Here is a 22,117-nt window from a genome sequence, read left to right as displayed (position 1 = left end):
ATCAGGCTGCCCTCAGCTTCACCGACCTGCTGCGACAGGCCGAAGGCGAAGGTCTCCCACCTCCGCTCAAATCACAGCGCCTCACGGCGCACGCCATTGACTGGACACACCCGCCGCCAGTGTGATGACACCCGCCGCCCCCGAGACATGATGAGCGTTAGCCTCGGTACGCGGCAGCACGCCATCCTTGCCCGTCACATACGCCGCAAGCGCATCGCTGCCCGGACCGGCGTTCGCACCACCGAGCCGGTAAGCGCGAGCGCCCTCGCCACCCAGCGAACCCTTCGCGGCGGCCACCGCCTCCAGCACCCCCGCGTGGTGCTCCAAGGAACCGTTTCGCTGCGGCGGCGGCACGCCGAGCAGCTCGTACCCATACGTATCAGACGCCATGGCTCGCGATCACCTCGTTGGCCGCCTCGACGTCCGTGCTCCGGCTCGCCATCAGATTCTGACCGTCGCCCGTCGCGCCGTAGTCGGCCACCAGTTCCGCCGAGCCGTCGAACACGGCGGTCAGGAAGTCCTGGAGCGGGCCGGCGAACTCCGGATAGGGCACCGGGGCGGCACCGCCCCCCTGCGCACGCAGGTCTTCGTGCACCTGGGACTGCTCGTCGCTCAGCATGCGGAAACCGCGGCCGGACCTCTGCAGGCCGGCCGCGTCCCACACGATCTCGCCATCGCTCACGCTGCGTCACCCTTCTTTGAGACGGCGAAGCGCCTCGTCCAGACTCGATGTCACGAAGGCGAAGTCCTGGGCCGTCTGGGCTTCCATCTCGTCCAGCCGGCGCATGAACTCGTCCATGCCGGGGTTCTCCTCCGGCGACGGTTCGGCCCGGCTCAGCCTGTCCTGCTGCGCCGCCCGTACGGCGGAGAGGACGTGGCCGGCGAGATCCTCGGAGCCGAGGCGCATCGCCCGTGCGTCCAGCCTCAGCCTGGCCAGCAGGCCGTCCTCGCCCACCACGGCGCGTATCAACCCCTTGGCCGCCTGCCCATGGCCCATGAGCCCTTCGTCGCCGGACGCCGCCGCCACGCGTATCACCCCAGTTCCGTTCGGGGCCGCGCCGGAAACCGGTGACGGCGGCACCGCCGCGATTCGCCCCAGCCCCGCCACAGCCCAAGCCGTCCACCTCACCGCCGGATGTGACTCGGCCGCACATCGTGGCCGACTCGACGGTGCGACGACGTTACCCAGGTCGGGTGGCGGCTGAATCAGTCAACCGACTGGCCTTCAAGGGCGCACTGCCCGTATCAGGCGTCCCGGCTTCCGCTTATGGCCGACCGCGTGGCTTTCGCTTCCTCCAGGAGCTCCGATCTGCGGCTGCGCAGTGCGGCCACCTCATGCTGCAAACTCCGCAGGTCGGTCGCGTCCGCCCCCGAAGACCTGGCCGATTTCAGCCCTTCGTCCACCCGGCGGGCCGCGTCGTCCAGATGCCTGGTGACGTGCCCCTCAAGTTGTGCTTCGACCTTTCGCAACATCTCGGCCTTTTCCTCCAGGGCATACTTGCCGACGACACCGTCCATGCCCTGTGCCCCGGGGTGATTCACCCATCCGGCAGGGGCATTTTCCCGGAGGCGCTCACGTTCCTCCGCGTTGATCATCCCGTTCTCGTACCAGTTGTCGACTTTGGCACGGACGGCCGACTTCGCGTGCCGGAGTTCTTCGGCGGCGTCTCGTATCGTCACCTCGGCACGATCCATGCCCGCCCTGCTCTGATGTGCCGCCATCCTGGCGTGCACCACCTTGGCGCGGAGGGCTCCCTGCGTCGGCACAGCTCGCGGCTCGGCCCCAGGTTGCTTGCCGGCACGTTTCCTGGCCTGGGCCCGTACCAGTTCGGCCAGACGGGTGAGGATGCGGCCGGCGGCGTGCATGGCCGAGCGGATCCACCGCTGCACCCGCTGGCCGAAGGACCTCAGGCGTGCCAGCAGAACCCTGCCCTGGGGGGTCGCCGCGAAGGCCACCGCCAGCCCGGCCAGAGCGACGAGGACTCCGCCGGCCCATGTGAGCGTGGTCACCGCCACCCGCGTGATGCTCGCCGCCACCGAGACGTGATGGGCGTGCGCCTCGGTACGCGGCAGCACGCCGTCCTTGCCCATCACATACGCGGCCAGCGCATCGCTGGCCGGCCCGGTGTTCGCACCTCCGAGCCGATAGGCGCGAGCACCCTCGCCACCCAGCGCGCCTTTCCTCGCGGCCACGGCCTCCAGCACCCCGGCGTGGTGCTCCAGTCCACCGGTCTGCGGCGGCCGCGGCACACCAAGCAGCTCGAACCCGTATGTATCAGCCGCCACGGCGGGCGATCACCTCGTTGGCCGTCTCGACGTCCGTGGTCCTGTTCGCCGTCAGGCCGTGATCATTCGGCTTTCTCGAGCCGGGCGGTGCCCAGCCAGCCGGGGCCGGTGCCCTCCCTGGCGGGGTCGAACGCGGCCGGCGCGGGGCGCCCGTACTCCGCGGCCACCTCGCAGACGTCCCGGGCCTGCGTCGTCCACCCGTGCTTGGCCAGCCAGGGCTCCGGTTCGCCCTCGGGGCCGCCGACCCACATGTTCACCAGCTCGGCGGAGATCCCCGCCCTGGCCGCCCGCAGCGCCGGATTGTCCGGGAGGTGGTCGAAGGTCACGACGCTGCCGGGCGCGGACACGCTGGTCACGCGGCCGAGCAGGCCGTCCGCGGCCTCGGGGGTCAGGGCGTACAGGATGCCCTCCATGAGCCAGGCGGTCGGGACGCCGGGCTCGAATCCGGCCTCGCGCAGCGCCCGCGGCCAGTCCAGGCGCAGGTCGGTCGCCACCTCCACCAGCTCGCACGTCGGCTCGGCGTCCTTCAGGACGGCGGACTTGAACGCCAGCACCTCGGCGACGTCGATCTCGAACACACGCGTCCAATCGGGCCAGTCCAGCCGGTACGCGCGCGCGTCCATGCCGGAGGCCAGCAGCACGACCTGCTCGCAGCCCTCGTTCGCGGCCTTCAGCAGCACCTCGTCGAAGTAGCGGGTGCGTGCCGCCACCTGCTCGGTCAGGAGGGCGGCGAAGCCGGGCCAGCCGGTGGGCGCGGTGTCCCAGTAACCGTTGCCGTCGGCCGCCTGCTTGATGCGCTCGGCGTACGGGTCGTCGAAGAGCCGATCCTCACGGCTGCTCTCCAGCGCACGAAGCGCGGCCACACCGAGGCTCGTTTCGGCGACTCCCGCCAGGGACGGCGAAGGTGTGCTCATTTCTTCTCCAATGCGATCGGACATTCTTCTGTATGCGCCGGGTTTGTTCATGCGCCGGGCGCGGCGCTCGTCAGCCCAGCGCCGCTTCGACGCGGGCCCGCAGGCTGGACAGGCGGGCGACCGGTTCGTTGCTGAACACCAGGCGGACGTGGCGGGTGGCGACGGCGCCGCCCCAGGCGGTCATGGGTGTGGCGGCGACGCGGCCCCGTGCCAGAAGGCGGTCCGACAGCTCCTGCGCCGTCAGGTTCAGGGCCTGGGCGTCCAGCAGGCAGGACCAGCCGCCGGCGGCGCGCACCACGGGCAGCCCCGCCAGTTGCTCGATCACCATGTCGTGGCGGGCCTGGTATTCCGCGACCGCCTCGCGCACGCCCGCCCCCGACGGGTCGCTCAGCGCGGCGGCGGCGCCGAGCTGGGCGAAGCCGCTGGCCACCGTCGTGTTGTAGACGGCCGCCAGCCGGACCCGCTCCATGATGCCGGCGGGCCCGGCGATCCAGCCGATCCGCCAGCCGATCATCCGGTACTCCTTGGACACCGACCCGATGACGATGGTCCGCCCGGCCAGGCCGTCCACGCGGCACGGGTTGATCCGGGGATGGCCGTCGAAGACGATGCGCTCCATGGCCGCGTCGTAGATGAGGTACGCGTCGGTCCTGGCGCACACCTCGGCGATCGCCTCCCAGTCGCCCTGGTCGAAGACCACCCCCGAGGGCATCGACGGGCTCATCAGCAGCAGCGCCGCGGCCCGGTCCACCTGGGCGAGCGCCTCCCGGTCGAGCCGCCAGTAGCCGCCTTCGACCCGCAGGGGGACCAGCGACGGGTACGCGCCCGCCAGCCGTACCCGCTGGAGCAGGCCCGCGTAGGTCGGGTCGGTCAGCAGCACCGGGTCCCCCGGCTCGGTGGCCGCGAGCAGCACGGGCATGACCGCCGCCGTGCCGCCGGAGGTGATGACGATCTGCCGGTCCGGGCCGTAGCCGACGCCGGTACGCGTGCACAGGTCGGCCGCCACCGCCTCGCGAAGCACGGGAAGGCCGGTGAGCGGCAGCCAGCTGTTGCCCTGACCGCCGAGCACCGCGTCGGCGGTCGCCCGCGCCGCTACGGCGGGCGGGGCGATATCGGTGTCGAGGTTCTCCAGCCGGAGCACGTCCGGGTCGTCGCGGGCCGCGGCGGCCACCTGGTCCAGGCCGATCGGCTGTACCTCGGTAAAGCGGGAGTTCGGACGCACGCAGCCCTCACCTCGGCAGTCCACGACGCTCCTGACGGACGTCGATGGTAGGAGGCGGCCGGGGCCGCGTGCATCCGTCACACGACTGGTCGTCGGTGGTTCCCGCCTACTCGGCGCCGAGCAGCGCGGTCCTCGGCAGCGCGGAGGGCGTGCCGCTCGCCGGGGCGGCCGTCGGCACCGGCAGGGCGTGGCCGGGGATGCTGATGTCGCCGGCCGGCAGCTTGCCGTCCACCAGGTAGTCGGCGCCGATCTGCTGCGCCGCTGGGTTGGTGGAGATGAACGGACCGGAGAACACCGTGTGCTTGCCCGAGTCCAGCTCCGTGACGAGCACCGAGCTGGGCAGCGCCTGGTGCATCTTCAGCGCGCCCTCGTACGGGGTGGCGGCGTCGTCGACCGAGTTGAACATGAGGATCGGCGGCAGGCCCGCACCGGTGGGCAGCACCCGCTGCTGGCTCGGGACCGCCCAGCTCGCGCACGCGGCGCCGCTGGTCCACATGTTGAGGTAGGCGAACTGGGAGGTCTGGGCCGACCTGCCGGCGTCGCGCTCGTACTCGATGGTCTCGGCAGGGAAGGGGGCGTCGCGGCAGATGACGGCGTTGTAGCTGGCGTTGTAGTTCTCGTTGGCCGCGTCGGCGGAGGGGGCGGCGAAGGCGACCAGCATGCTGTCGTCGTGGTTGACGACGTAGTCGCTGAGCGCCTGGGCCAGCGGGATCCACAACGACTCGCTCATCGCCGAGCCGTAGGCCAGCGAGAGCAGCTCACTGCCACCGACCTGGCCGTGCGGGGTGGTGCGGAACTCGGTCAGGGTCGCCTTCCAGGCGGCGCGCGTCTGGTCGAGCGTGGTGCCGAGGTGGAAGACGTCGTCGTACTTGGCGACCCAGCTCAGCCAGGCGTCGTGCCGCTTCTCCATCTTCTCGTTCTGGGCGAGGGTCGCCTTGTACCACAGGCGCTCGGGGGTCGGGTCGACGTTGCCGTCGAGGATCATGCGGTCGACGCGGCTGGGGAAGAGCGTGCCGTAGACGGCGCCGAGGTAGGTCCCGTAGGAGAACCCCAGGTAGCTGATCTTGGATTCGCCGAGCTGAGCCCGGATCTGGTCCATGTCCTGGGCCACGTCGCGGGTGCCCATGTGACCCAGGAGCGGGCCGGCGTTCTTGGCGCAGGCGGCGGAGAAGTTGTCCCAGAACTTCCACAGCTTGGTCCGGTTGGCGCCCGCGTCCGGGTCCGGCTGCGGTCCGGCCCAGGTGGACGGGTCGACGCAGCTGATCGGCGAGCTGTGCGCGACGCCGCGCGGGTCCAGGCCGATGACGTCGTACGCGGCCAGCACCTTGGCGGGCAGCCGGGTCCTGCCGGAGGCGTCCGCCCGGGTCAGCCGGCCGATGTACTCGGCTCCGCCCCCGCCCGGGCCGCCCGGGTCCACGAGCATGACGCCGCGCCGCTTCGCCGGGTCGGTCGCCGCCGACTTGGAGATCAGCAGCGTCGTCGTGCCCGCGCCGGGGTTGGCGTAGTCGATGGGCACCTTGACGTTGGCGCAGGTCAGGTGGGGGTACGGGGTGGCGAGGTCCGCCGGGCAGGCTCCGAAGACGAGCGCGGACGACCTCTCGGGCGTCGCCGCCTGCGCCACCGCCGTTCCGCTGGATGCCGCGACGGCCAAGGCGGCCACGCTGAGAGAGATGAGCTTACGCATTGAGTCCCTTGCGTACGGATCAGAGTTGACGGCCTGAAGGTAGAGCGGCGTGAGCGCGAGCACATCGGTCGCGTGACGGAGGGACACATGACCGGCGGCTGACTTCGGACCGGTGTGGATCAGTCAGGCGACCAGTCATCGTTCGGCTGACGTGCGCATAACGGCACGTCAGGGATACAGGTACGCTTCCCGGCCCCCGAAATGCCGCTGTTGACGTCATCATCCGCTGCTGCCTACACTCGTTTGCAATCACCTGTTTACACTAGGAGATGCCTTGCGGCCCGGGCGCCCGATGCCTCATCGAAGGCCTATAGAGCTTTGGAGAACCCATGACGGACCTGGCACGGCACCTCCTGGATCGGGAGATCCAGGAGCGGCCCGGAGGATACTTCGTCCCGAACCTCAGCCCTGTCGGCCTGGAGCTCACGCCGCACGAGCTCGGCGACGGAGTCCACGCCCTGATGGCGAACACCCCGCAGAAGGACAACAACGGCGTCGTCATCGGCAGCCGGGCTGCCTCGTGATCGCCGCCAGCGTGACGCCCGCCATCGGCGGCCGGATCCGCGACCTCGCCGCCGAACTCGCCGACGTCCCCCTGCGTTACCTCGCCGACACGACCTACCACGGCGATCACACCTTCGGGAACCTCGCGTTCCCGGGACCTGGACGGGCAGCTACCTGTGCGCGTCCGGGTCGGCCCACATGATGCTGCAGGGCGGCCCCGTCCCCTACCTCGCCAGCCTGCGTGCCATGCAGGACGCGCTGCCGGACCTGGAGACGATCGTCCCCGGCCACGGGCCCATGGGCGACGGCCGCCAGGGCATCATCACGCTGATCGGCTACCTGGAGCGGCTGCAGGAGGAGGTCGACACCGCCTTCCGCGCCGGCCGGTCCCTGGAGGAAACCTATGACCTGTGCAGCGATCCCTGGGCGGGCGGGCTCGACGGTGACTTCACCGCCAGGCTGGACGCCTACCCTCAGCCCACGACGGCCAAGGCCGACTTCCTGGCCTTGTGCCGGCAGCTCCACCGTCTGTGCATCCTGACCACCTACCGCATCAACGAAAGGCAGGCCGCATAATGCAGTACGTCCTCGTCAGGCAGGAGTTCGCCGACTACGACACCTGGCGCAAGGCTTTCGACGACTTCACCGAACGACGTGAGGCCGCCGGACTTCGCCTGGTCCTGGTCGCCAGAAACGCGGCCAACCAGAACGAGATCGTCGTTCTGTTCGAAAGCACCAACGCCGATGAAACAGCCCGGCATGCCGGGTCCGAGGCATTGCGCGAAGCTCATCGCCGGGGCGGCGTCATCGAGGGCAGCAGCCAGATGACCATCCTGCTCCCGGCCGAATAAACCACTCGCCGCTGGCGCCCGGCTGTCCCAGGGGATCGGACCCCACCTCCTACCGATCGCCTGGGACAGCGCACGGCCGGAGTCACCGGTCGACGTTTTCCAGCGGAACAGCACTGACGGTGAACGGCAGATCCGGATTCGCGGAGTAGTAACGGTCGAACTGGGCGTTGACCACGAGAAGCCGGTCCCCGAACGCCGCGGAACTGGCGACATGATGGAAGGTCGGATCGGTGTACGAGCGGACGACGATCGCGCTGTTCCCCGTCACGTCCAGCAGGTCGAGCTGGTCAGGGCTGTGACGGGTGACGAGCAGCCGATCGCCGAGGAACGTTATCCCGTCTCCACCGAAGAGCGGCCCGTGCCCGACCGCAAGCTCGCTCACCTGACGATCGGCGAGGCCGACCCTGAACAGTTTGCCCGTGTTGGTCTGGACGGTGAGCAGCGAGCGGCCGTCGCGCTCCAGCGCGATCCCGTTGAAGTTGTAGCCGTCCTGATACCGCACGACAGTGTGGGACAGGTCGATGAAACGCTCGGCACCGCCCGCCACGGCGGAAGACTTGACCTCGGCGGCCGGAATCCTCCAGAGCACCGGCGTGAAGGAGTCGGTGAAGTAGGCGTTCCCCTCCCGGTCCAGCGCCACGTCATTGATGAAGACGCCGTCGGTGATGCCGGTGTCGAAACGGCGCACCAGGGAGCGGGTGAGGGTGTCGTACACCCACATCTGCCCGGTGACTCCCCCGGCCACGTACAGGTGACCGCTGGGCTCGAGCCGGAGTCCCTGGGCCGTGGTCCGGCCGTCGGCACCGGCCGGCAGAAAGGTCTCCAGCTCGCGCCGGCCTTTCCGCCCGCGGTAAATGGTTCCGTCGTACGCGCTGCTGACGTAGAAGACCTCACGCGTGGCGTCCACGGCCACGCTTTCGGGAAACACCAGATCGCCGGGAACCTGATACAAGAAGGTCGATCGGCCGTTCGAGGCGGACACGGGACCGCCGGCGAATGTCGCCAGCGCCAGAAAACCCGCCCACCATACGACTCCGGCTCTTATCACTGTCACACCTTCGCTTTCGCAGGAGAAACTTGTCACGGCAGACGCTATAGAAGCGCGCCGCGACAAATCCGTCACATGACCGGTCCGTACGCGGAGCGGCTTACTCCTATGCCGACGCGGCCCTTCGCCACGGCGCGCCAGAGAATAACAGTCGAATGACCGATATCGCCCTCTCCGAACCCCGAAATACCCTTGTTTCCTTCGCCGTTTACGGCTGTGCGAAAGGTGGCATTCATGAGCGAAGAATTCCCGATGCCGCGAGCTTGTCCGTTCGACCCGCCGCCGCGATATGCCGAACTACGGGAGCACACTCCGGTCAGCGCGGTCTCGATTCCCGGAGGCAGATCGGCATGGCTGGTCACAGGGCACGCGAACGTACGGGAGACGCTGGCGAACCCGCATGTCAGTTCCGATCGCACGCATCCAGGATTTCCGCTGGTCATGCCCGGGTTCGGGGAGAACCTCAAGGGGTCGATCCTGACCATGGACCCGCCGGAGCACAACAGGCACCGGCGCATGGTCACCCCCGAGTTCACGGTCCGGCGGGTGCAGGGCCTGCGGCCGCGCATCCAGGAGATCGTGGACGGGCAGATCGACGAGCTCCTGGCCGGCCCGCGCCCCGCCGACCTGGTGGAGGCGCTGTCACTGCCGGTCCCCTCGCTCGTGATCTGTGAGCTGCTCGGCGTCCCGTACTCCGAGCGGGGCTTCTTTCACGCCCGGACCGCCGAGATTCTCAGCAAGGGCACCACGGCCGAGCGGCGTACGGCGGCCATGGGCGAGGTGCGGAAGTTCCTGCACGAACTCGTCACGCACAAAGTGGGCAATCCGGGAGAGGACCTGCTGAGCCGCCTGGTGGTGAAATATCAGGAGGCCGGCCTGTTCGACCACCAGGTGATGTCCGCCATGGCGCTCACCCTGCTCATCGCCGGGCACGAGACCACCGCCAACATGATCTCGCTCGGCACGGTCGCGCTGCTCGAGAACCCGGACCAGCTCGCCGAGCTGCGGGAGGATCCGTCGTTGATGCCGGGCGCGGTGGAGGAGCTGCTGCGCTACTTCACCATCGTAGAGTCGGCGACCTCCCGGGTGGCGACCCAGGACATCGAGGTGGACGGCGTGCTCATCCGCGCGGGCGAAGGGTTCATCGCGTCCGGGGCCTCGGCCAACCGCGATCCCCGCGTCTTCGAGGACCCGGACACGCTGGACATCCACCGCTCGGCACGGGGTCACCTGGCCTTCGGCTACGGCCTCCACCAGTGCCTGGGACAGAACCTGGCGAGGCTGGAGCTGGAGATCGTCTACACGACGCTGTTCCGCCGGCTGCCCGGGCTGAGGCTGGCCGTGCCCTTCGAGGAGCTGCCGTTCAAGCACGACGCGAACGTGTACGGGCTCCACAGCCTACCCGTGACGTGGTGAGAGTGTCACGGTGACGGCAGCCGGGGCGCTCCCGTCCTGGCAGGCGTGCGGGTGACGCACGACATCATCAGCGCCGCCCGCCGCCCGAGCGCCGGGACCAGCCCGGCCAGCGCGAACCCCGCCGTGCGGACCAGGTGCGTGACCGGCGTGTCGAAGGTGGCCAGCCGCATCAGACGATCGGTGAAGCGGACGACCTGCCGGGCGGCGGCCATCCGGCGGCGCCGGTAGCCGGCCAGCATGGTGTACGCGTCCGCGCCGCCGTGGACAGCGGCGAGCGTGGCGGCCAGGTCGTAGGCGTCCTGGATGCCGGTGTTCATGCCCATCCCGCCCGCCGGGCTGTGCACGTGCGCGGCGTCGCCTGCCAGGCCAGCCAGGCCGCGGCCGAAATCATCGGCGAAACCGTGGTACAGGAGGACGCCGGCGCTCTTATGCACGGTGGTGACCGTGGCGTGCGGCAGGCCGCGGCGGCGCAGGTGTGCCTGCACGTCGGCGAGTGCGGGCGGTTCGGGGCGTCGGCCACCGGGAGAGCGTACGGAGATGATCACCCGCCACCCGCCGCCCGGCATCGGGGCCATGAAGAGCAGCCCGTGACGGCTGGGCATGGTGTGGGCCAGGGCACGGGTGGGCCCGCCGGTCAGGTCCACGTCGGCGGACAGGAACGCGGTGTCGTAGGTGTGCTGCGGGAAGCCGATGCCGAGCTCCTCGCGTACGGTGCTGTGCAGGCCGTCCGCCCCGGCGACGCATCGGGCGCGCACGGTGAACGGCCGGCCCTGCGCGTCCTTGCCGGTGACCTCGCAACCGTTCCGGTCCTGGCGCACGCCGGTCACGCGGTGGCCGGACAGGATGGTGTGCCCCTGTGCGGCGAGGCGGTCGCGCAGGACGGACTCCGTGACGGCCTGCGGAACGGTGAGAAAGTATGGAAAGGTCGTAGGCACGGTGCCGAGGGGGATGTGCATGAGCGTGCGCCCGCGCACCTCGACGCGGAAGGCGCCGACCCGCGTGCCCCTTTCCAGCAGCTCCGTGGCGACGCCGAGCTCGTCAAGCACCTCCAGGGCGCCCGCTTGCACGACCAGGCCGCGCGACTCCTTGACGGGGCCGTGGCCCTCGTCGAGCAGGACGAACGGCACACCCGCGCGGGCCAGCCCGAGTGCCGTGACCAGCCCGGCCGGTCCCGCGCCGACGACGCAGGCGAAGGTTTCGTGATCGGTCATTGTGTCCTCTCCTTGTCAGTGATGGCCGCACCGCTCCAACACGGTGACGGCAGCCGGGGCGCACCCGTCCTGGCGGGGGTACGAGTGACGCAGGACGCCATCAGGGCCGCCCGCCGCCCGATCGGCGGCACCCGTCCGGCCAGTGCGAACGCCGCCGTGCGGACGCCTCCCGCACAGTGCTGTGCAGGCTGTCCGCGCCGACGACGTGCCGGGCGCGCATGGTGAACGGCCGGCCTTCCGCGTCCTTGCCGTTGATCGTGTAACCGTCCACGCCGCTCACACGGTGGCCGGACAGGACGCTGTGGCCCCGCTCGGCCAGCCGGGCGCGCACGGTCACGGCGCGTGAGTCGGCGACCGGTCCGTGGTTCTCGTCGAGCAGGACGAACGGCACGCCCGCGCGGGCCGGCCCGAGTGCCGTGACCAGCCCGGCCGGTCCCGCGCCGACGACGCAGGCGAAGGTCTCGTGATCGGTCATCACGCGCTCGGTCCATCGGCGGCGGCGAGTTCGCGTACGTCGCGCGCGGCGGCGGCGGTGTCGATGCGGGTGAGCTTGCCACCCTCGACGACGGGCACGCCGTTGACCAGCACCAGGGAGGCGATGTCGCTGAGCCCGGTGAACAGCAGGCCGGCGAGAGGGTCGTGCATGCCGGCCCGGTCGACGGTGTTCAGGTCCCAGCACGCGATGTCGGCCGCCTGCCCCACGGCCAGCGAGCCGAGGTCGGGCCGGCCGAGGCAGGCGGCGGAGCCGCGGGTGGCCATCGCCAGCAGCTCCCTGACGGTGGGCCACTCCCCCGGGTCGGTGCGGTGGGCCCGGTGCGCGAACGCGGCGATCCGCAGGTCTCCCAGGAGGTTGGCGCCGTCGTTGGTGAGGGAGCCGGTGGTGCCGAAGCCGAGCGTGATTCCGGCGTCGAGGTAGCGGCGTACGGGGGCCAGGCCCCAGCCGAGCTTGAGGTCGGCGGCCGGGATGTGGGCGATGCCGATGCCTGCCGCCGCGTACTCGGCGATCTCCTCCGGCGGCGGCGTGACCCCGTGGGCCACCCACAGCCGGTCGCCGGCGAAGCCGTGCTCGGTGAGGATCCGCCACGGCGAGGTGCCGAACCTGGCCTGGGCGAACCGGGTGTCCTCGTGGTGGTGCAGGTGGGTGTGCAGTCGTACGCCCGGATGGGCGGCGGCCAGGTCGGCGAAGGCGCGGAACATCTCCGGCACGTCGGAGACCACGCCGGTGGGGGCGAGCACGATGCGGGTCATCGCGTACGGCTCGGGGTCGTGGTGGGCCGCGATCAGTTTCTCGGCGTGCCGGATGACGGCCTCGACCGGTTCGGCGAAGATGTCGCCGACCATGCCGCCGCGGGCGTGGGAGAAGGTCACGCTGCCGCGGCCCGCGTGCAGGCGCACGCCGACCTCGGCGGCGGCCTCGATGACGGCCTCGACGTACGGCTCCGGCTCGTCGCCTGGGAAGACGGTGTGCTGGTCGGCGACGGTGGTGACGCCACCGAGCACGGATTCGGCCAGGACGGCGCGGGCGGTGGCCCTGATGTCGGCGGCGCCGAACCGGCCCTCCTGCCAGCGCCGCAGCACCAGCTCGTCCTGCAGGCGGAGGAAGTCCGGCATGCCGGAGCGCTCCAGCGGCGGCAGGGTGCGCATCGAGGCCTGGAACAGGTGCTGATGGGCGTTGATGAGCCCGGGCAGGGCGAGCAGGCCGGTGCCGTCGATGACCCGGTCGACGCCGTCGGCGGGCAGGTCGTGGCCGATGGCGGCGATGCGCGGCCCGTCGATGAGGAGGTCGGCATCGGTCAGCTCTCTGTTCTCGGTGTCGAACGTGGCGACGTACGAGAGCCGGCGCAGGAGGATTTTCACGATCACTCCGTACTGTAAACAAGTGTTTGCACACAATCGTATGCATACGGGTGCTGATATTGTCAACCGACATGGAGGAAAAGAGCGCGGAGGAGTGGGCGCCGGTCATGCGCTTCAGCGAGCGTTCGGCGCCGACGCGGCGGGCGATCCTGGAGGCCGCACGGGCCAGGTTCGCCAAGGACGGCTACGACCGGGCCACCATTCGGGCGATCGCCGCCGACGCCGGGGTCAGCGCGGCGATGGTGGTGCGCTACTTCGGCAGCAAGGCCGACCTGTTCGCGCAGACCACCAAGGCCGGCTTCCTGTCACTGGACCTGGCCCACGTACCCGCCCAGGAGATGGGGCGCCGGTTCGTCCGGGCCGCGCTCGAACCGTGGGAGCGCGGCGACGACGAGGCGATGGCCGCGCTGCACCGCTCCGCCATGACGCACGAGGATTCGGCGAAAGCCGTGCAGGGGCTGCTCACCCACCAGGTCCTGCCCGTACTGAAGGCGGTGTTCCCCGACGATCCCGACATCGAGACGAAGGCCGGCCTGGTGCACGCGCAGGGACTCGGCGTCATCGTCGGCCGCTACCTGCTGCGGCTGGAGCCGCTGGCCTCCATGGACTTCGAGGCCCTCGTCGCCTGGCTGGGCGACAGCGTGCAACGCTATCTGGACACCTGACTACGGCTCGCCCCGGAGCGGCACACCCTTGCTCTCCAGCTCGTCCAGCAGGGCCAGCCCGTCCTTGGCCCACTGGATCTCCATGCGCGCCTTGGCGATCTGGCCCCTGAAGGTCAGCTTGCGGAAGGCGACGATGGCCTCGTGCTCCTCCTCCGGCCGCTGCGCCAGACGCTCGCGCAGCAGCGAGACCCGCCGGTTGTCCACATCGTCCAGCACCTGCTTCCAGATCTGCAGGGCGCGGGTGTAGTAGTTGAGATGCTCCTGCATCTGGCGGCGGGCCGCCTCGTACGTGGACTGCTCGAAATGGGCGGCCTTGAGCCGGTACACATCCCGCTCAGGCTGGTAGGGGGTGAGCTCGCGGATCCACCGCTGAAACTCCTCCAGGCCGGCCTCGTTGATGGAGTAGACGCGCTTCTTCGCGTGCTCCCCCCGGGGGACGGTCTCGACGTCCACGAGGCCGTCCCGCTCCATCCTGCGCAGCTCCGGGTAGATCTGGCTGTGCGGCGCACTCCAGACGTAGGCCACGCTGCCGTCGAAGTACTTGACCAGCTCGTAGCCGGTCATGGGCTCGGCGGTCAGCATGGCGAGCAGGGCGTGACGAAGCGACATGGACATCTACTATCGGTAGCGTGACAGGTATGAAGAACAGTATCAATGAACGTACCTCTCGTCCTGGCGCCTTAGCCGCGGTGCCGTGCCGCCGGGTCGCTCGTGCGCGCGCGGAACGGTAGCGGGCGAGGGGCGGTCTTCGCCGCCGTCGTCGTGGTCCTCGCGGCGGTCGGCGTCTGGCTGGCGGCGTGGCCGGACTCCCCTGACCGGCCGGAGCGTGCGCCGCGCGCCACCGCTTCTTCGAGCACGCCGCCGGCAGCCCCACCGAGCGCGCCGCCGGCCCCTTCTCCATCGAGCACGGGGCCGTTCGACGTCTACGACTACCTGCCGCTCCGTGCGGAGCAGCTCGCCGCCACTGCCGACCTGGCCGAGCGGTTCACCGCCGTGTACGGCACCTTCCGCTACGACGAGGACCCGGCGGCGCACGTGGGCCGGGTCAGGGCGTACACGACCCCCGAACTCGGCGACGTGCTGGCCACGGAGCTCACCGCGCCGAGCAGGGTCGGGCGGAACCGCGACGGCCAGGTCGTCTCCACGGCCACCGGCAAGCTGAAGCAGGTCAGGCGGATCTCGGGGCAGGCCGTCGTCTTCGTCGTGACCGAGACCCGCCGGCTCACCACCAAGCGCGGGAACGAGCGGGAGACGGAGGAGCTGGCGGTCACGGTGAGCCGGGCCGGCGGGGACTGGCGCGTCTTCGACGTGCGCCCGGCCGCCGAGGGTCAGGACGGGGACTGCCCGTCCTCCGCGCCCGGGGAGGGAGACCCGTGCCGCGAGCAGGGCGGCTGAGCATACCCGTTGCCTGGCGGCGGGCGGCGGGACCGTGCCGCGACCGGGGCGCTGTCAGCCGAGGTCTCCGGTGAGATGGCGTTGCACGACAGGCGCCTGGATGCTGACCACCCGGTCGCGGCCGAGCGAGGCGAGCGGTTCCACGCGCAGCACGTACCTGGCGGTGGCGAGCCCGAGCAGGTGGGCGCCCGTGAGGTTGGCCCGCAGCTCGGCGTGGTCCGCCCCGATGGCGTGCGCCAGGGGCAGCATCACCTCCTCGGACATGAACGCCGACACCATCGCCGACGCACTGGGCGACGCCGCCGATCCGCGCACCACCGCCAGAAGGCGTGCTCCCGTGTCCGGCGTCTCCCACAGCTCCAGGTACCGGCGCAGCAGCCGCTCCCCCAGCGCCTCGACGTCGCCCTCGTACACCAGTGGGAGCAGGGACCGAGTCGGCGGATCGACCCGCAGGGCGGCGTCGAACAGGCCGTCCTTGCTGCCGAAGAACTGCAGGACCAGCGCGGGGTCCACGTCGGCCGCCGACGCGACGCCCCGGATGGTGGTCGCCGTGTAGCCGCGCTCGGCGAAGTGTTGCTGCGCCGCCCGTACGATGGCCTCGCGGGTCCCCGAGGTCCCCGGGCGACGTCCGGGGGTCCGTCTCCGGCTGGTCTCGCTCATCCCAGCAGAATAACTCATCGCTGTTGAGTTTCCGTCGCAAAGGTTCCGGTACTGTCAGTACCGGTCGATCAGTATGGGGGTACCGATGCCGGGAGGACGCAGGCCCGATCCCGAGCTGGACGAGGCCATCAGGGCGGCCATGGCCGAGCTGCTCTTCGAGCGCGGGCTGGACATGACGTTCGACGACGTGGCGGCGCGTGCCGCGGTGGGGCGCACCACGGTCTTCCGCCGCTTCCCGACGAAACGCGAGCTGCTGGTCGAGGCGTTCTCCCAGGTCAGCCTCAAGCGCTTCCACCTGCCCGACACCGGCTCGGTCCGTGACGACCTGTGCGAGTTGCTGACCGTCATCATGCGGGAGTTCGGCAGGCCGGAGCTGCGCAGGCTGCTCAGGCAGGGGCTGGGCGAGGCGTGCCGCGACTCGGACGTCACGGGGTTGTTCCGGGACGTCATGAACCGCCGCCTGGAGCTGATCTCCTCGCTGGTGGATCGGGGGGTCGAACGCGGCACGTTCCCGCCGGGCACCGACGCCAGGCTGATCGCCGACCTGATCTCGGGAGTCATCTCCATCCGCGTCGCCGACGGCAGCCCCCTGCCCACCGCCGAGGAGATTCCGGCCCTGGTCGACGGCCTGCTCTACGGCTTCGCCGCCTCATAGGGCGGAGGCGGTTTCCGGTCGGGTGACTGATTCGGCCCGCCACCTCCGGCCTCTACCGTGAGAAGCCGATGGGCCGAATCGATGCCGGCGTACGGGCCGGGTATCGGCCACTCCCTCGCCTTCCCCATCATGATGGGAGCGTGACGTGCGTCCTCCGCCTGCCGAAGTGTTCGACCGGACCAGCACGACGGAGGCGCCGGCCCGTACAACGGCGCTCATGGGCAGGACGCTCCTGCGAGCGCTCGCCGCGAACCTCTTCGCGCGGTCCGTGGTGACGGGCCAGCCTGCTCCAGGCGCTGGTGTACCGCGACTTCCTGGTCCAGGACGAGACGCACGCCTACGTCCCCGGGCCCGCCATGTCCGCCGGAGCGGCCGGCCTGAGCTGGAGCCGCGACCTGCGCCGGATCGCCGCGCCGCACATGGTCCGGCTGAGCCGGCGCGTCGGTAACTCGATCCACCTGGCGGGCGTCACGACGGCGGAGTTCGACCGGCACGCTCCGGCATCTGCGGCACACCCACGCCCGTATCGAGGCGGAGCTCGCCGACCTTCGGAAACCGGCCGTATCCGTCACCTGACTGGTCTTCGGAACCAGGAGCGCATCCGATGGACCGGGGGTGCGGCCGTCTGCATCATTGCTTCCACGTCCGAAGCCAAATGATCTTCGGCGCCTGATCCGGAAGGCACCCACATGATCCTCTCCACCACCGTCCGCGCTCTGACGCTGGGCATCACGACGGCCGCCCTGGCCCTGGCCGTCGCGGCGTGCGGCAGTGGTGCCGGCAGTGCTCCCGACAAGGCCGGGCTCGTGGGCAAGCTGGCCGCCGATGAGAACTTCAAGGGGGTGCCGGGGGACGTGACCGACTGCATGGCCGAGGTCGCGCTCAAGCTCGGCGACCAGGACGACCTGAAGTCGTACATGGCGGGGAAGATCACGCTGGAGCAGGTCAAGGGCCTGGGCAAGGACGACAAGGCGGCCGAGGCCGAAGCGGAGAAGTGCACGAACCTCGCGGACTGAGCCGCCGGCCGTACCTCACCGCCCGCCGCCATCGGGCCGCGGAGAGTGGAAGCCGCGGCGGTAAGCGGCGGGCGAGATGCCGACGATCGTACGGAAATGGTGCCGGAAGGACGATGAGCCGCCGAATCCGCTCCTGTCGCCGACCTGGTCGACCGTGAGGTCGGTGGTCTCCAGCAGGAGACGGGCCCGCTCCACCCGCTGCCTGGTCAGCCACTGACCGGCGGTCATGCCGGCCTCGTCCCTGAAGCGGCGGGTGAAGGTGCGCACGCTCGTCCGCGCGTGGGCGGCGAGCCGGGCCAGGGTCAGGGGCTGTTCGAGCCGCTCCAGCGCCCAGGCGCGGGTGGCGGCGGTGGTGGCCTGCGCCGCTTCGGGGATCGGCCGCTCGATGTACTGCGCCTGCCCGCCGTCCCGCCAGGGCGGCACGACGCAGCCGCGGGCCACCCGGTTGGCGGTCTCGCTCCCGTGGTCCAGCCGGACCAGGTGCAAGCACAAGTCCACCCCTGCGGCGGCGCCCGCGGAGGTGAGCACGTCGCCGTCATCGACGAACAGCACGCTCGGATCGACCCTGACCTGGGGAAACGTACGCTGGAAGCTCTCCGCTTCGCGCCAGTGCGTGGTCGCCGGACGGCCGTCCAGCAGACCGGCGGCGGCCAGCACGTACGCGCCCGTGCAGATCGACACGACGCGGCTGCCCGGCCGGATGCGCGACAGCGCGCCGGTCACGGGCCCGGACAGCCGGCCGTGCTCGCGCACCGGCCCCAGAGCGGTGGACGGCGGAATCACCACGGTGCCGGCGCCGGCGAGGGCTCCCGCGTCGTACGCGGCGCCGATGGTGAAGCCCTCGCTGCTGGCCACCGGCTTTCCGTCCACCGTGCAGACGATCACCTCGTAGAGCGGCTCCCCGCTCGCCCCTGTGGCCTCGCCGAAGATGCGGGACGGAATGCCCAGCTCGAACGGGATGACGCCGTCGAGCGCGAGGACGACCACACGATGCATGGCCAGATCCTGGCACAAAGTGGCCTTCCGGCCAATGGTGCCCGCTTCCCTCCGGCGGCAGGCTGGCGGCGTCCAGCACACCGAGAGGGGCACATCGAGCATGAACGACACGACCGCGCGGATGCGGGCCATCGTCGTGGCCGCCTGGGGGAACGCGGACGGCCTGCGCGAGACCTGGCTTCCCCGGCCCGCGCCGGGGCCCGGCGAGATCCTGGTGCGGGTGCACGCGGCCGGAGTCAACGCGACCGACTGGAAACAGCGCGCCGGCGGCGGCCTCGGGTTGTGGGCCGACCCGCCCGTCGTCGGCTGGGACGTCTCCGGGACGGTCGAGGCCGCGGGCCTGGGCGTGACGCTGTTCCGGGAGGGCGACGAGGTGTTCGGCATGCCCCGCTTCCCCCACCAGGCCGGGGCGTACGCCGAGTACGTGACGGCTCCCGCACGGCACTTCGCCCGCAAACCACCGCAGATCGACCACATCCACGCGGCGGCCCTGCCTCTCGTCTCGCTGACGGCCTGGCAGGCGCTCTTCGACACCGGACGGCTCCAGCCGGGACAGCGGGTCCTGATCCACGCCGCCGCCGGCGGTTTCGGGCACGTCGCCGTCCAGCTCGCCAAGGCGTACGGCGCCCACGTCATCGCGACCGCGCGCCTGCGGAAGCACGCGTTCCTGCGCGAACTCGGCGCCGATCACCTCATCGACTACACCACGACCGACTTCACCACCGCCGTCCGGGACGTGGACATCGTGCTCGACCCCGTCGGCGGCGACTACGGACCCCGTTCCCTGGGCGTGCTGCGCGAGGGGGGAACGCTGGTGTCGCTCGCCTCACCGGCCGACGACGCGCTGAAACCGCACGCGGCGGCCCTCGGCGTTCGTGCCGGTTTCATGCTGGTGGAGCCCGACAACGCCGCCCTGGCCACCGTCGCGGACCTGGCCGCCACGGGACGGCTGCGTGCGGCGGTCGAGCACGTCTTCCCTCTGTCGGAGGCGGCCACGGCGCACAGACTGGGCGAGACCGGCCGCACCACCGGCAAGATCGTGCTGCGGGTCCTGGGATAACTCGCCGGCAGGACCTTCACGGCGGCGCGACGACGAACACGCGCACGTACACGCCGCCGTCGTCGGTCCCTTCGGTGGTGTGCGAGCGCAGGCCGGTCAGGGCACCGATGGCCAGGTCCGCGCCGGCGCCGAGCCGGTCGAGCGCCCTCGGGTCGAGCGCGGTCCGGTGGTGCCGCCGCTCCGTGCCGGGCGGCTGGTTCCGGCATGGCGCGGGCCACATGGCAGAGAACGCGAGCTTCACACACGCGGGGCAACAGGCCGATTCCTCACCCAAGGGGCCGGGGAACGGGAAGATGTCGCCGGCCACCGCGTGAACCCAGACGCGAGGTGCCGCTGGACAGGCGGCGCGAGCCCACTCGCCGGGCGTCGCCTCCACCACCGCATGGCGCATGGTGGGCGTCTCGGGGTCCTGTACCTCGCCCAACGCGTACTCGATCATGACGTCACCCTCGCGTCCATCAACGTCATCGCCTGGTTCAGTGCCCCCGCGTTCCCGCTCATGAGCGGCGGACGATCGGCCGTCCACGCTGTACGCCGGGCGATGCGGGAGATCATCGCGGCGCGCCGCGCCCGCCGCCGGCTCACGCAGGACCTGGCCGAACGCACGCACGGCGCCGGGCCGTACGGTCGAGTACCTGCCCGTCTCCTGGAGGAGACCCGCAAAGCGCTGGAGGGCAGCGGCCTGGAGCCCTGCCAGATCGGTCGATGCTCGCTCCGCCGCGAACGGGGCTGACCGCCCGCCATCGCAACCGAACGTACGCACGGTACCCCCTTCGCAGGGCCAGTCACGTGACAGATGTGCGCAGGCGCCCGGGGCGATTAGCGTCTGGCTGCCTGTCAGGCCCTGGCCGGGCCGCTCTCATCGCCGGGTGCCCGCGCGGGCTTCCCGCCGACGATCGGATACCACGTGCTCGCCGACCTCCGCACGGCCCTGCCCGCGCAGCGCCGCGCCACGGCCCTCGCCGACCACCGCGCCTTCACCGTCCTGCTGACCCTGGCCGCCGTACTGCGGCTGGTGACGATGCTCGGCTACCGCCCCGCCACCCTCTACTGGTACGACTCCTTCACCTACCTCGACACCGCCGTCCACCCCGCCCCCTCTGCCACCTTCCACCCCATCGGCTACCCCTCCTGCTGCGCGCCCTGCTGCCCTTCCACAACGTGGACCTGATCGCCGCCGTCCAGCACGCGCTGGGCCTGGCCACTGCGATCCTGCTGTACGCCGTACTACGCCGCAGGTCGGCACCCGCCTGGGTAGCCACCACCGCCACCGCACCTCTCCTGTTGGACGCCTCCTTCCTGCGCCTGGAACACGCGGTCCTGTCCGACACCCAGTTCATCTTCCTCATCACCGCCGCCCTGACCGTGCTGCTGTGGAACCCGAAACCGTCCCTGCGTGCCACCGCCGGAGCGGGCCTGCTGTTCGCCGCCGCCACCCTCACCCGCACCATCGCCCTGCCGCTGCTCCTGCTCGTCGTCCTCGTCCTGGCCGCCCAGCGCATCGGATGGCGCCGCCTGACCGCGCTCACCCTGGCCGCCGCCCTGCCCCTGACCGGCTACGCCACCTGGTACGCCGCCTGGCACGGCCGCTTCGCCCTCAGCGGCGCCGACGGCGTCGCCCTCTGGGCCCGCACCATGACCTTCGCCGACTACACCCGCATCCAGCCCCCATCCGACCAAGCCCGCCTGTGCCCCAACGACACCAAGATGGACGCCGCCTCCGAATACGTCTGGGCCCCAGGCGCCTCCCTCAACCGCCTGCCCGGCGACCGCTTCACCCACAACGACCTGGCCCGCTCCTTCGCCCTCCGCGCCATCCTCACCCGACCCCTCGACTACCTCGCCGACGTCGCCACCGACACCGCCGTCGCCTTCTCCTGGACCCATCGCCCACCCCGCCCGCGTCACCCCCGCCTTCGGCTTCACCCACGGCCACCATGACCTGCCCACCCAGCCACTCATCGACAAGGTGAAACGCGAATACGACCCCGCCATCCGCGGCCAGACCTCCGTCTCCCCGTACGCCGACCTCCTCATCGCCTACCAGTACGCCGCCTACCTGCACGGCCCCCTCCTGGCCGCGATCCTGCTGCTCGGCGCCGCCGCCGCGATCCGCCGCCCCCGCCTGGCCCTGCTGCCCTGGACCGTAGCCATCGGCCTGCTCGTCGGCCCGGTCGCGGTCCTCGACTTCGACCACCGCTACGTGCTGCCCGTCATCCCGGTCGCCTGTCTGGCCACCGGCCTCTACGCCATACCGTACCGTATGGTATGGTATGGCTAGGTTATGCGTCGTCCCGCGAATCCGAGGAGAGACATGTACGCCTTGCCCGACCCCATCTGGCCGGTCGCCGTCCTGGCCTTCATCCAGGCCGGCGACGGCATCATGTGCATCAAGCCCATGCCGTTCATCGCCCAGTGCTTCGAGGACGTGAACTGGCCACGGCGCTACTGGTGGATGATGCCGCCACTGAAGTTCGCCGCCGCGGCCGGCCTGATCATCGGCATCTGGCTGCCGTACCTCGCCGCCATCACCTGCGCCGCGCTCGTGCTCTACTTCATCGTCGCGATCACGATGCACATCATCGCCCGCGACTTCGGCCGCAACCTCTTCCTCAACGCCACCTGCATGCTCCTGATCTGCATTGCGACCGGCGTCTACAGCTTCCTGCCATGAGGC

The 22,117-nt window shown here is 70.7% G+C and carries 29 protein-coding genes; 14 read left to right on the top strand and 15 right to left on the bottom strand.

The window, feature by feature from the left end:
• Positions 1-81: 81 nt before the first annotated feature.
• From AB0J64_RS44670 to AB0J64_RS44640, 7 genes are all read right to left on the bottom strand, one after another.
• Entirely contained in the window at positions 82-390 is a 309-nt protein-coding gene (locus AB0J64_RS44670) for a hypothetical protein (protein WP_364041818.1), read from the bottom strand.
• Positions 380-682 carry a hypothetical protein gene (locus AB0J64_RS44665; protein WP_364041816.1) on the bottom strand — a complete coding sequence of 101 codons (303 nt, stop codon included), beginning with the start codon at positions 680-682 and terminating at the stop codon, positions 380-382. Before AB0J64_RS44665 ends, AB0J64_RS44670 begins: the two co-directional genes overlap by 11 nt.
• 6 nt (positions 683-688) lie before the next feature.
• Positions 689-1,027 carry a hypothetical protein gene (locus AB0J64_RS44660; RefSeq protein WP_364041814.1) on the bottom strand — a complete coding sequence of 113 codons (339 nt, stop codon included), beginning with the start codon at positions 1,025-1,027 and terminating at the stop codon, positions 689-691.
• 218 nt (positions 1,028-1,245) lie between these two features.
• Positions 1,246-2,286, bottom strand: coding sequence for a hypothetical protein (locus tag AB0J64_RS44655; protein WP_364041813.1), 1,041 nt, complete (start codon positions 2,284-2,286; stop codon positions 1,246-1,248).
• A gap of 62 nt (positions 2,287-2,348) precedes the next feature.
• The gene (locus tag AB0J64_RS44650; RefSeq protein WP_364041812.1) at positions 2,349-3,200 is read right to left on the bottom strand and encodes an SAM-dependent methyltransferase; all 852 of its coding nucleotides are present in this window, start codon (positions 3,198-3,200) and stop codon (positions 2,349-2,351) included.
• Between the two features lie 70 nt (positions 3,201-3,270).
• Positions 3,271-4,422, bottom strand: a complete 1,152-nt coding sequence (locus AB0J64_RS44645) for a pyridoxal phosphate-dependent aminotransferase (protein ID WP_364041811.1) — start codon at positions 4,420-4,422, stop codon at positions 3,271-3,273.
• A gap of 106 nt (positions 4,423-4,528) precedes the next feature.
• The gene (locus tag AB0J64_RS44640; RefSeq protein ID WP_364041810.1) at positions 4,529-6,106 is read right to left on the bottom strand and encodes an alpha/beta hydrolase; all 1,578 of its coding nucleotides are present in this window, start codon (positions 6,104-6,106) and stop codon (positions 4,529-4,531) included.
• A 329-nt stretch (positions 6,107-6,435) separates the two neighbouring features.
• On the opposite strand from AB0J64_RS44640, the gene AB0J64_RS44635 reads away from it, so the two are divergent.
• The 3 genes from AB0J64_RS44635 to AB0J64_RS44625 all read left to right on the top strand — a co-directional run bounded on the left by AB0J64_RS44635 (position 6,436) and on the right by AB0J64_RS44625 (position 7,461).
• The gene (locus AB0J64_RS44635) at positions 6,436-6,630 is read left to right on the top strand and encodes a hypothetical protein (RefSeq protein ID WP_364041808.1); all 195 of its coding nucleotides are present in this window, start codon (positions 6,436-6,438) and stop codon (positions 6,628-6,630) included.
• Between the two features lie 178 nt (positions 6,631-6,808).
• Positions 6,809-7,186, top strand: a complete 378-nt coding sequence (locus AB0J64_RS44630) for a hypothetical protein (RefSeq protein ID WP_364041806.1) — start codon at positions 6,809-6,811, stop codon at positions 7,184-7,186.
• Complete coding sequence (locus AB0J64_RS44625) at positions 7,186-7,461, top strand: hypothetical protein (protein ID WP_364041804.1); 276 nt, start codon at positions 7,186-7,188, stop codon at positions 7,459-7,461. The genes AB0J64_RS44630 and AB0J64_RS44625 overlap by 1 nt, the downstream gene beginning before the upstream one ends.
• Before the next feature lie 82 nt (positions 7,462-7,543).
• Here AB0J64_RS44625 and AB0J64_RS44620 read toward each other — a convergent pair whose 3' ends face one another.
• Positions 7,544-8,575 (bottom strand): hypothetical protein, encoded by a 1,032-nt coding sequence (locus AB0J64_RS44620; protein ID WP_364041802.1) that lies wholly within the window; start codon positions 8,573-8,575, stop codon positions 7,544-7,546.
• Between the two features lie 168 nt (positions 8,576-8,743).
• Between AB0J64_RS44620 and AB0J64_RS44615 the strand changes: the two genes are divergently transcribed.
• Positions 8,744-9,925 (top strand): cytochrome P450, encoded by a 1,182-nt coding sequence (locus AB0J64_RS44615; protein ID WP_364041800.1) that lies wholly within the window; start codon positions 8,744-8,746, stop codon positions 9,923-9,925.
• 5 nt (positions 9,926-9,930) lie between these two features.
• On the opposite strand, the gene AB0J64_RS44610 is transcribed toward AB0J64_RS44615, so the two are convergent.
• The 3 genes from AB0J64_RS44610 to AB0J64_RS44600 all read right to left on the bottom strand — a co-directional run bounded on the left by AB0J64_RS44610 (position 9,931) and on the right by AB0J64_RS44600 (position 12,993).
• A complete protein-coding gene (locus tag AB0J64_RS44610; protein ID WP_364041798.1) occupies positions 9,931-11,136 on the bottom strand; it encodes an FAD-dependent monooxygenase in 1,206 nt (401 codons plus the stop codon).
• A gap of 100 nt (positions 11,137-11,236) precedes the next feature.
• Complete coding sequence (locus AB0J64_RS44605; RefSeq protein WP_364041796.1) at positions 11,237-11,611, bottom strand: FAD-dependent monooxygenase; 375 nt, start codon at positions 11,609-11,611, stop codon at positions 11,237-11,239.
• On the bottom strand, positions 11,611-12,993 hold the full coding sequence (locus AB0J64_RS44600) for an amidohydrolase family protein (protein ID WP_364041794.1): 1,383 nt from the start codon (positions 12,991-12,993) through the stop codon (positions 11,611-11,613). Before AB0J64_RS44600 ends, AB0J64_RS44605 begins: the two co-directional genes overlap by 1 nt.
• Positions 12,994-13,064: 71 nt before the next feature.
• On the opposite strand from AB0J64_RS44600, the gene AB0J64_RS44595 reads away from it, so the two are divergent.
• Complete coding sequence (locus AB0J64_RS44595; protein ID WP_364041792.1) at positions 13,065-13,658, top strand: TetR family transcriptional regulator; 594 nt, start codon at positions 13,065-13,067, stop codon at positions 13,656-13,658.
• On the opposite strand, the gene AB0J64_RS44590 is transcribed toward AB0J64_RS44595, so the two are convergent.
• Positions 13,659-14,267 carry a PadR family transcriptional regulator gene (locus AB0J64_RS44590; protein WP_364041790.1) on the bottom strand — a complete coding sequence of 203 codons (609 nt, stop codon included), beginning with the start codon at positions 14,265-14,267 and terminating at the stop codon, positions 13,659-13,661.
• 102 nt (positions 14,268-14,369) lie between these two features.
• Between AB0J64_RS44590 and AB0J64_RS44585 the strand changes: the two genes are divergently transcribed.
• Positions 14,370-15,053, top strand: a complete 684-nt coding sequence (locus tag AB0J64_RS44585; RefSeq protein WP_364041788.1) for a hypothetical protein — start codon at positions 14,370-14,372, stop codon at positions 15,051-15,053.
• A 54-nt stretch (positions 15,054-15,107) separates the two neighbouring features.
• On the opposite strand, the gene AB0J64_RS44580 is transcribed toward AB0J64_RS44585, so the two are convergent.
• Positions 15,108-15,713: a TetR family transcriptional regulator gene (locus tag AB0J64_RS44580; RefSeq protein ID WP_364041786.1), complete on the bottom strand. Its 606-nt coding sequence runs from the start codon at positions 15,711-15,713 to the stop codon at positions 15,108-15,110.
• Positions 15,714-15,798: 85 nt separating this feature from the next.
• Here AB0J64_RS44580 and AB0J64_RS44575 point away from each other — a divergent pair, with 85 nt between their 5' ends.
• Both AB0J64_RS44575 and AB0J64_RS44570 read left to right on the top strand, forming a co-directional pair.
• Positions 15,799-16,368 (top strand): TetR/AcrR family transcriptional regulator, encoded by a 570-nt coding sequence (locus tag AB0J64_RS44575; RefSeq protein ID WP_364041784.1) that lies wholly within the window; start codon positions 15,799-15,801, stop codon positions 16,366-16,368.
• 689 nt (positions 16,369-17,057) lie between these two features.
• Positions 17,058-17,384, top strand: a complete 327-nt coding sequence (locus AB0J64_RS44570; RefSeq protein WP_364041782.1) for a hypothetical protein — start codon at positions 17,058-17,060, stop codon at positions 17,382-17,384.
• 15 nt (positions 17,385-17,399) lie between these two features.
• Here AB0J64_RS44570 and AB0J64_RS44565 read toward each other — a convergent pair whose 3' ends face one another.
• A complete protein-coding gene (locus tag AB0J64_RS44565; RefSeq protein ID WP_364041780.1) occupies positions 17,400-18,380 on the bottom strand; it encodes a helix-turn-helix domain-containing protein in 981 nt (326 codons plus the stop codon).
• Between the two features lie 100 nt (positions 18,381-18,480).
• Between AB0J64_RS44565 and AB0J64_RS44560 the strand changes: the two genes are divergently transcribed.
• A complete protein-coding gene (locus AB0J64_RS44560) occupies positions 18,481-19,440 on the top strand; it encodes an NADP-dependent oxidoreductase (protein ID WP_364041778.1) in 960 nt (319 codons plus the stop codon).
• 16 nt (positions 19,441-19,456) lie between these two features.
• Here AB0J64_RS44560 and AB0J64_RS44555 read toward each other — a convergent pair whose 3' ends face one another.
• Positions 19,457-19,879 carry a hypothetical protein gene (locus AB0J64_RS44555; RefSeq protein ID WP_364041776.1) on the bottom strand — a complete coding sequence of 141 codons (423 nt, stop codon included), beginning with the start codon at positions 19,877-19,879 and terminating at the stop codon, positions 19,457-19,459.
• Between the two features lie 60 nt (positions 19,880-19,939).
• On the opposite strand from AB0J64_RS44555, the gene AB0J64_RS44550 reads away from it, so the two are divergent.
• From AB0J64_RS44550 to AB0J64_RS44530, 5 genes are all read left to right on the top strand, one after another.
• A complete protein-coding gene (locus AB0J64_RS44550) occupies positions 19,940-20,173 on the top strand; it encodes a hypothetical protein (RefSeq protein WP_364041774.1) in 234 nt (77 codons plus the stop codon).
• A gap of 174 nt (positions 20,174-20,347) precedes the next feature.
• Positions 20,348-20,611: a hypothetical protein gene (locus tag AB0J64_RS44545; RefSeq protein WP_364041772.1), complete on the top strand. Its 264-nt coding sequence runs from the start codon at positions 20,348-20,350 to the stop codon at positions 20,609-20,611.
• Complete coding sequence (locus tag AB0J64_RS44540; RefSeq protein WP_364041770.1) at positions 20,602-21,381, top strand: hypothetical protein; 780 nt, start codon at positions 20,602-20,604, stop codon at positions 21,379-21,381. The genes AB0J64_RS44545 and AB0J64_RS44540 overlap by 10 nt, the downstream gene beginning before the upstream one ends.
• Before the next feature lie 28 nt (positions 21,382-21,409).
• The gene (locus AB0J64_RS44535; protein WP_364041768.1) at positions 21,410-21,721 is read left to right on the top strand and encodes a hypothetical protein; all 312 of its coding nucleotides are present in this window, start codon (positions 21,410-21,412) and stop codon (positions 21,719-21,721) included.
• Positions 21,722-21,754: 33 nt separating this feature from the next.
• Entirely contained in the window at positions 21,755-22,114 is a 360-nt protein-coding gene (locus AB0J64_RS44530) for a DoxX family protein (RefSeq protein ID WP_364041766.1), read from the top strand.
• Positions 22,115-22,117 lie beyond the last annotated feature (3 nt).

Origin of the sequence: Nonomuraea sp. NPDC049695 (assembly GCF_040674955.1) — a bacterium.
Classification (GTDB): Bacteria; Actinomycetota; Actinomycetes; order Streptosporangiales; family Streptosporangiaceae; genus Nonomuraea; species Nonomuraea helvata.
The sequence above is the reverse complement of the archived record's forward strand: the minus strand, read 5'-3'. Positions and strand labels throughout refer to the sequence as shown.

What these genes read in the sequence shown, in the direction of transcription:
- AB0J64_RS44640 (WP_364041810.1), bottom strand. Translation starts at nt 6,106, where the DNA reads ATGCGTAAGCTCATCTCTCTCAGCGTGGCCGCCTTGGCCGTCGCGGCA.
- AB0J64_RS44555 (WP_364041776.1), bottom strand. Translation starts at nt 19,879, where the DNA reads ATGATCGAGTACGCGTTGGGCGAGGTACAGGACCCCGAGACGCCCACC.
- AB0J64_RS44615 (WP_364041800.1), top strand. Translation starts at nt 8,744, where the DNA reads ATGAGCGAAGAATTCCCGATGCCGCGAGCTTGTCCGTTCGACCCGCCG.
- AB0J64_RS44635 (WP_364041808.1), top strand. Translation starts at nt 6,436, where the DNA reads ATGACGGACCTGGCACGGCACCTCCTGGATCGGGAGATCCAGGAGCGG.
- AB0J64_RS44565 (WP_364041780.1), bottom strand. Translation starts at nt 18,380, where the DNA reads ATGCATCGTGTGGTCGTCCTCGCGCTCGACGGCGTCATCCCGTTCGAG.
- AB0J64_RS44530 (WP_364041766.1), top strand. Translation starts at nt 21,755, where the DNA reads ATGTACGCCTTGCCCGACCCCATCTGGCCGGTCGCCGTCCTGGCCTTC.
- AB0J64_RS44590 (WP_364041790.1), bottom strand. Translation starts at nt 14,267, where the DNA reads ATGTCGCTTCGTCACGCCCTGCTCGCCATGCTGACCGCCGAGCCCATG.
- AB0J64_RS44580 (WP_364041786.1), bottom strand. Translation starts at nt 15,713, where the DNA reads ATGAGCGAGACCAGCCGGAGACGGACCCCCGGACGTCGCCCGGGGACC.
- AB0J64_RS44610 (WP_364041798.1), bottom strand. Translation starts at nt 11,136, where the DNA reads ATGACCGATCACGAAACCTTCGCCTGCGTCGTCGGCGCGGGACCGGCC.
- AB0J64_RS44670 (WP_364041818.1), bottom strand. Translation starts at nt 390, where the DNA reads ATGGCGTCTGATACGTATGGGTACGAGCTGCTCGGCGTGCCGCCGCCG.
- AB0J64_RS44650 (WP_364041812.1), bottom strand. Translation starts at nt 3,200, where the DNA reads ATGAGCACACCTTCGCCGTCCCTGGCGGGAGTCGCCGAAACGAGCCTC.
- AB0J64_RS44570 (WP_364041782.1), top strand. Translation starts at nt 17,058, where the DNA reads ATGATCCTCTCCACCACCGTCCGCGCTCTGACGCTGGGCATCACGACG.
- AB0J64_RS44630 (WP_364041806.1), top strand. Translation starts at nt 6,809, where the DNA reads ATGATGCTGCAGGGCGGCCCCGTCCCCTACCTCGCCAGCCTGCGTGCC.
- AB0J64_RS44605 (WP_364041796.1), bottom strand. Translation starts at nt 11,611, where the DNA reads ATGACCGATCACGAGACCTTCGCCTGCGTCGTCGGCGCGGGACCGGCC.
- AB0J64_RS44575 (WP_364041784.1), top strand. Translation starts at nt 15,799, where the DNA reads ATGCCGGGAGGACGCAGGCCCGATCCCGAGCTGGACGAGGCCATCAGG.
- AB0J64_RS44625 (WP_364041804.1), top strand. Translation starts at nt 7,186, where the DNA reads ATGCAGTACGTCCTCGTCAGGCAGGAGTTCGCCGACTACGACACCTGG.
- AB0J64_RS44550 (WP_364041774.1), top strand. Translation starts at nt 19,940, where the DNA reads ATGAGCGGCGGACGATCGGCCGTCCACGCTGTACGCCGGGCGATGCGG.
- AB0J64_RS44560 (WP_364041778.1), top strand. Translation starts at nt 18,481, where the DNA reads ATGAACGACACGACCGCGCGGATGCGGGCCATCGTCGTGGCCGCCTGG.
- AB0J64_RS44595 (WP_364041792.1), top strand. Translation starts at nt 13,065, where the DNA reads ATGGAGGAAAAGAGCGCGGAGGAGTGGGCGCCGGTCATGCGCTTCAGC.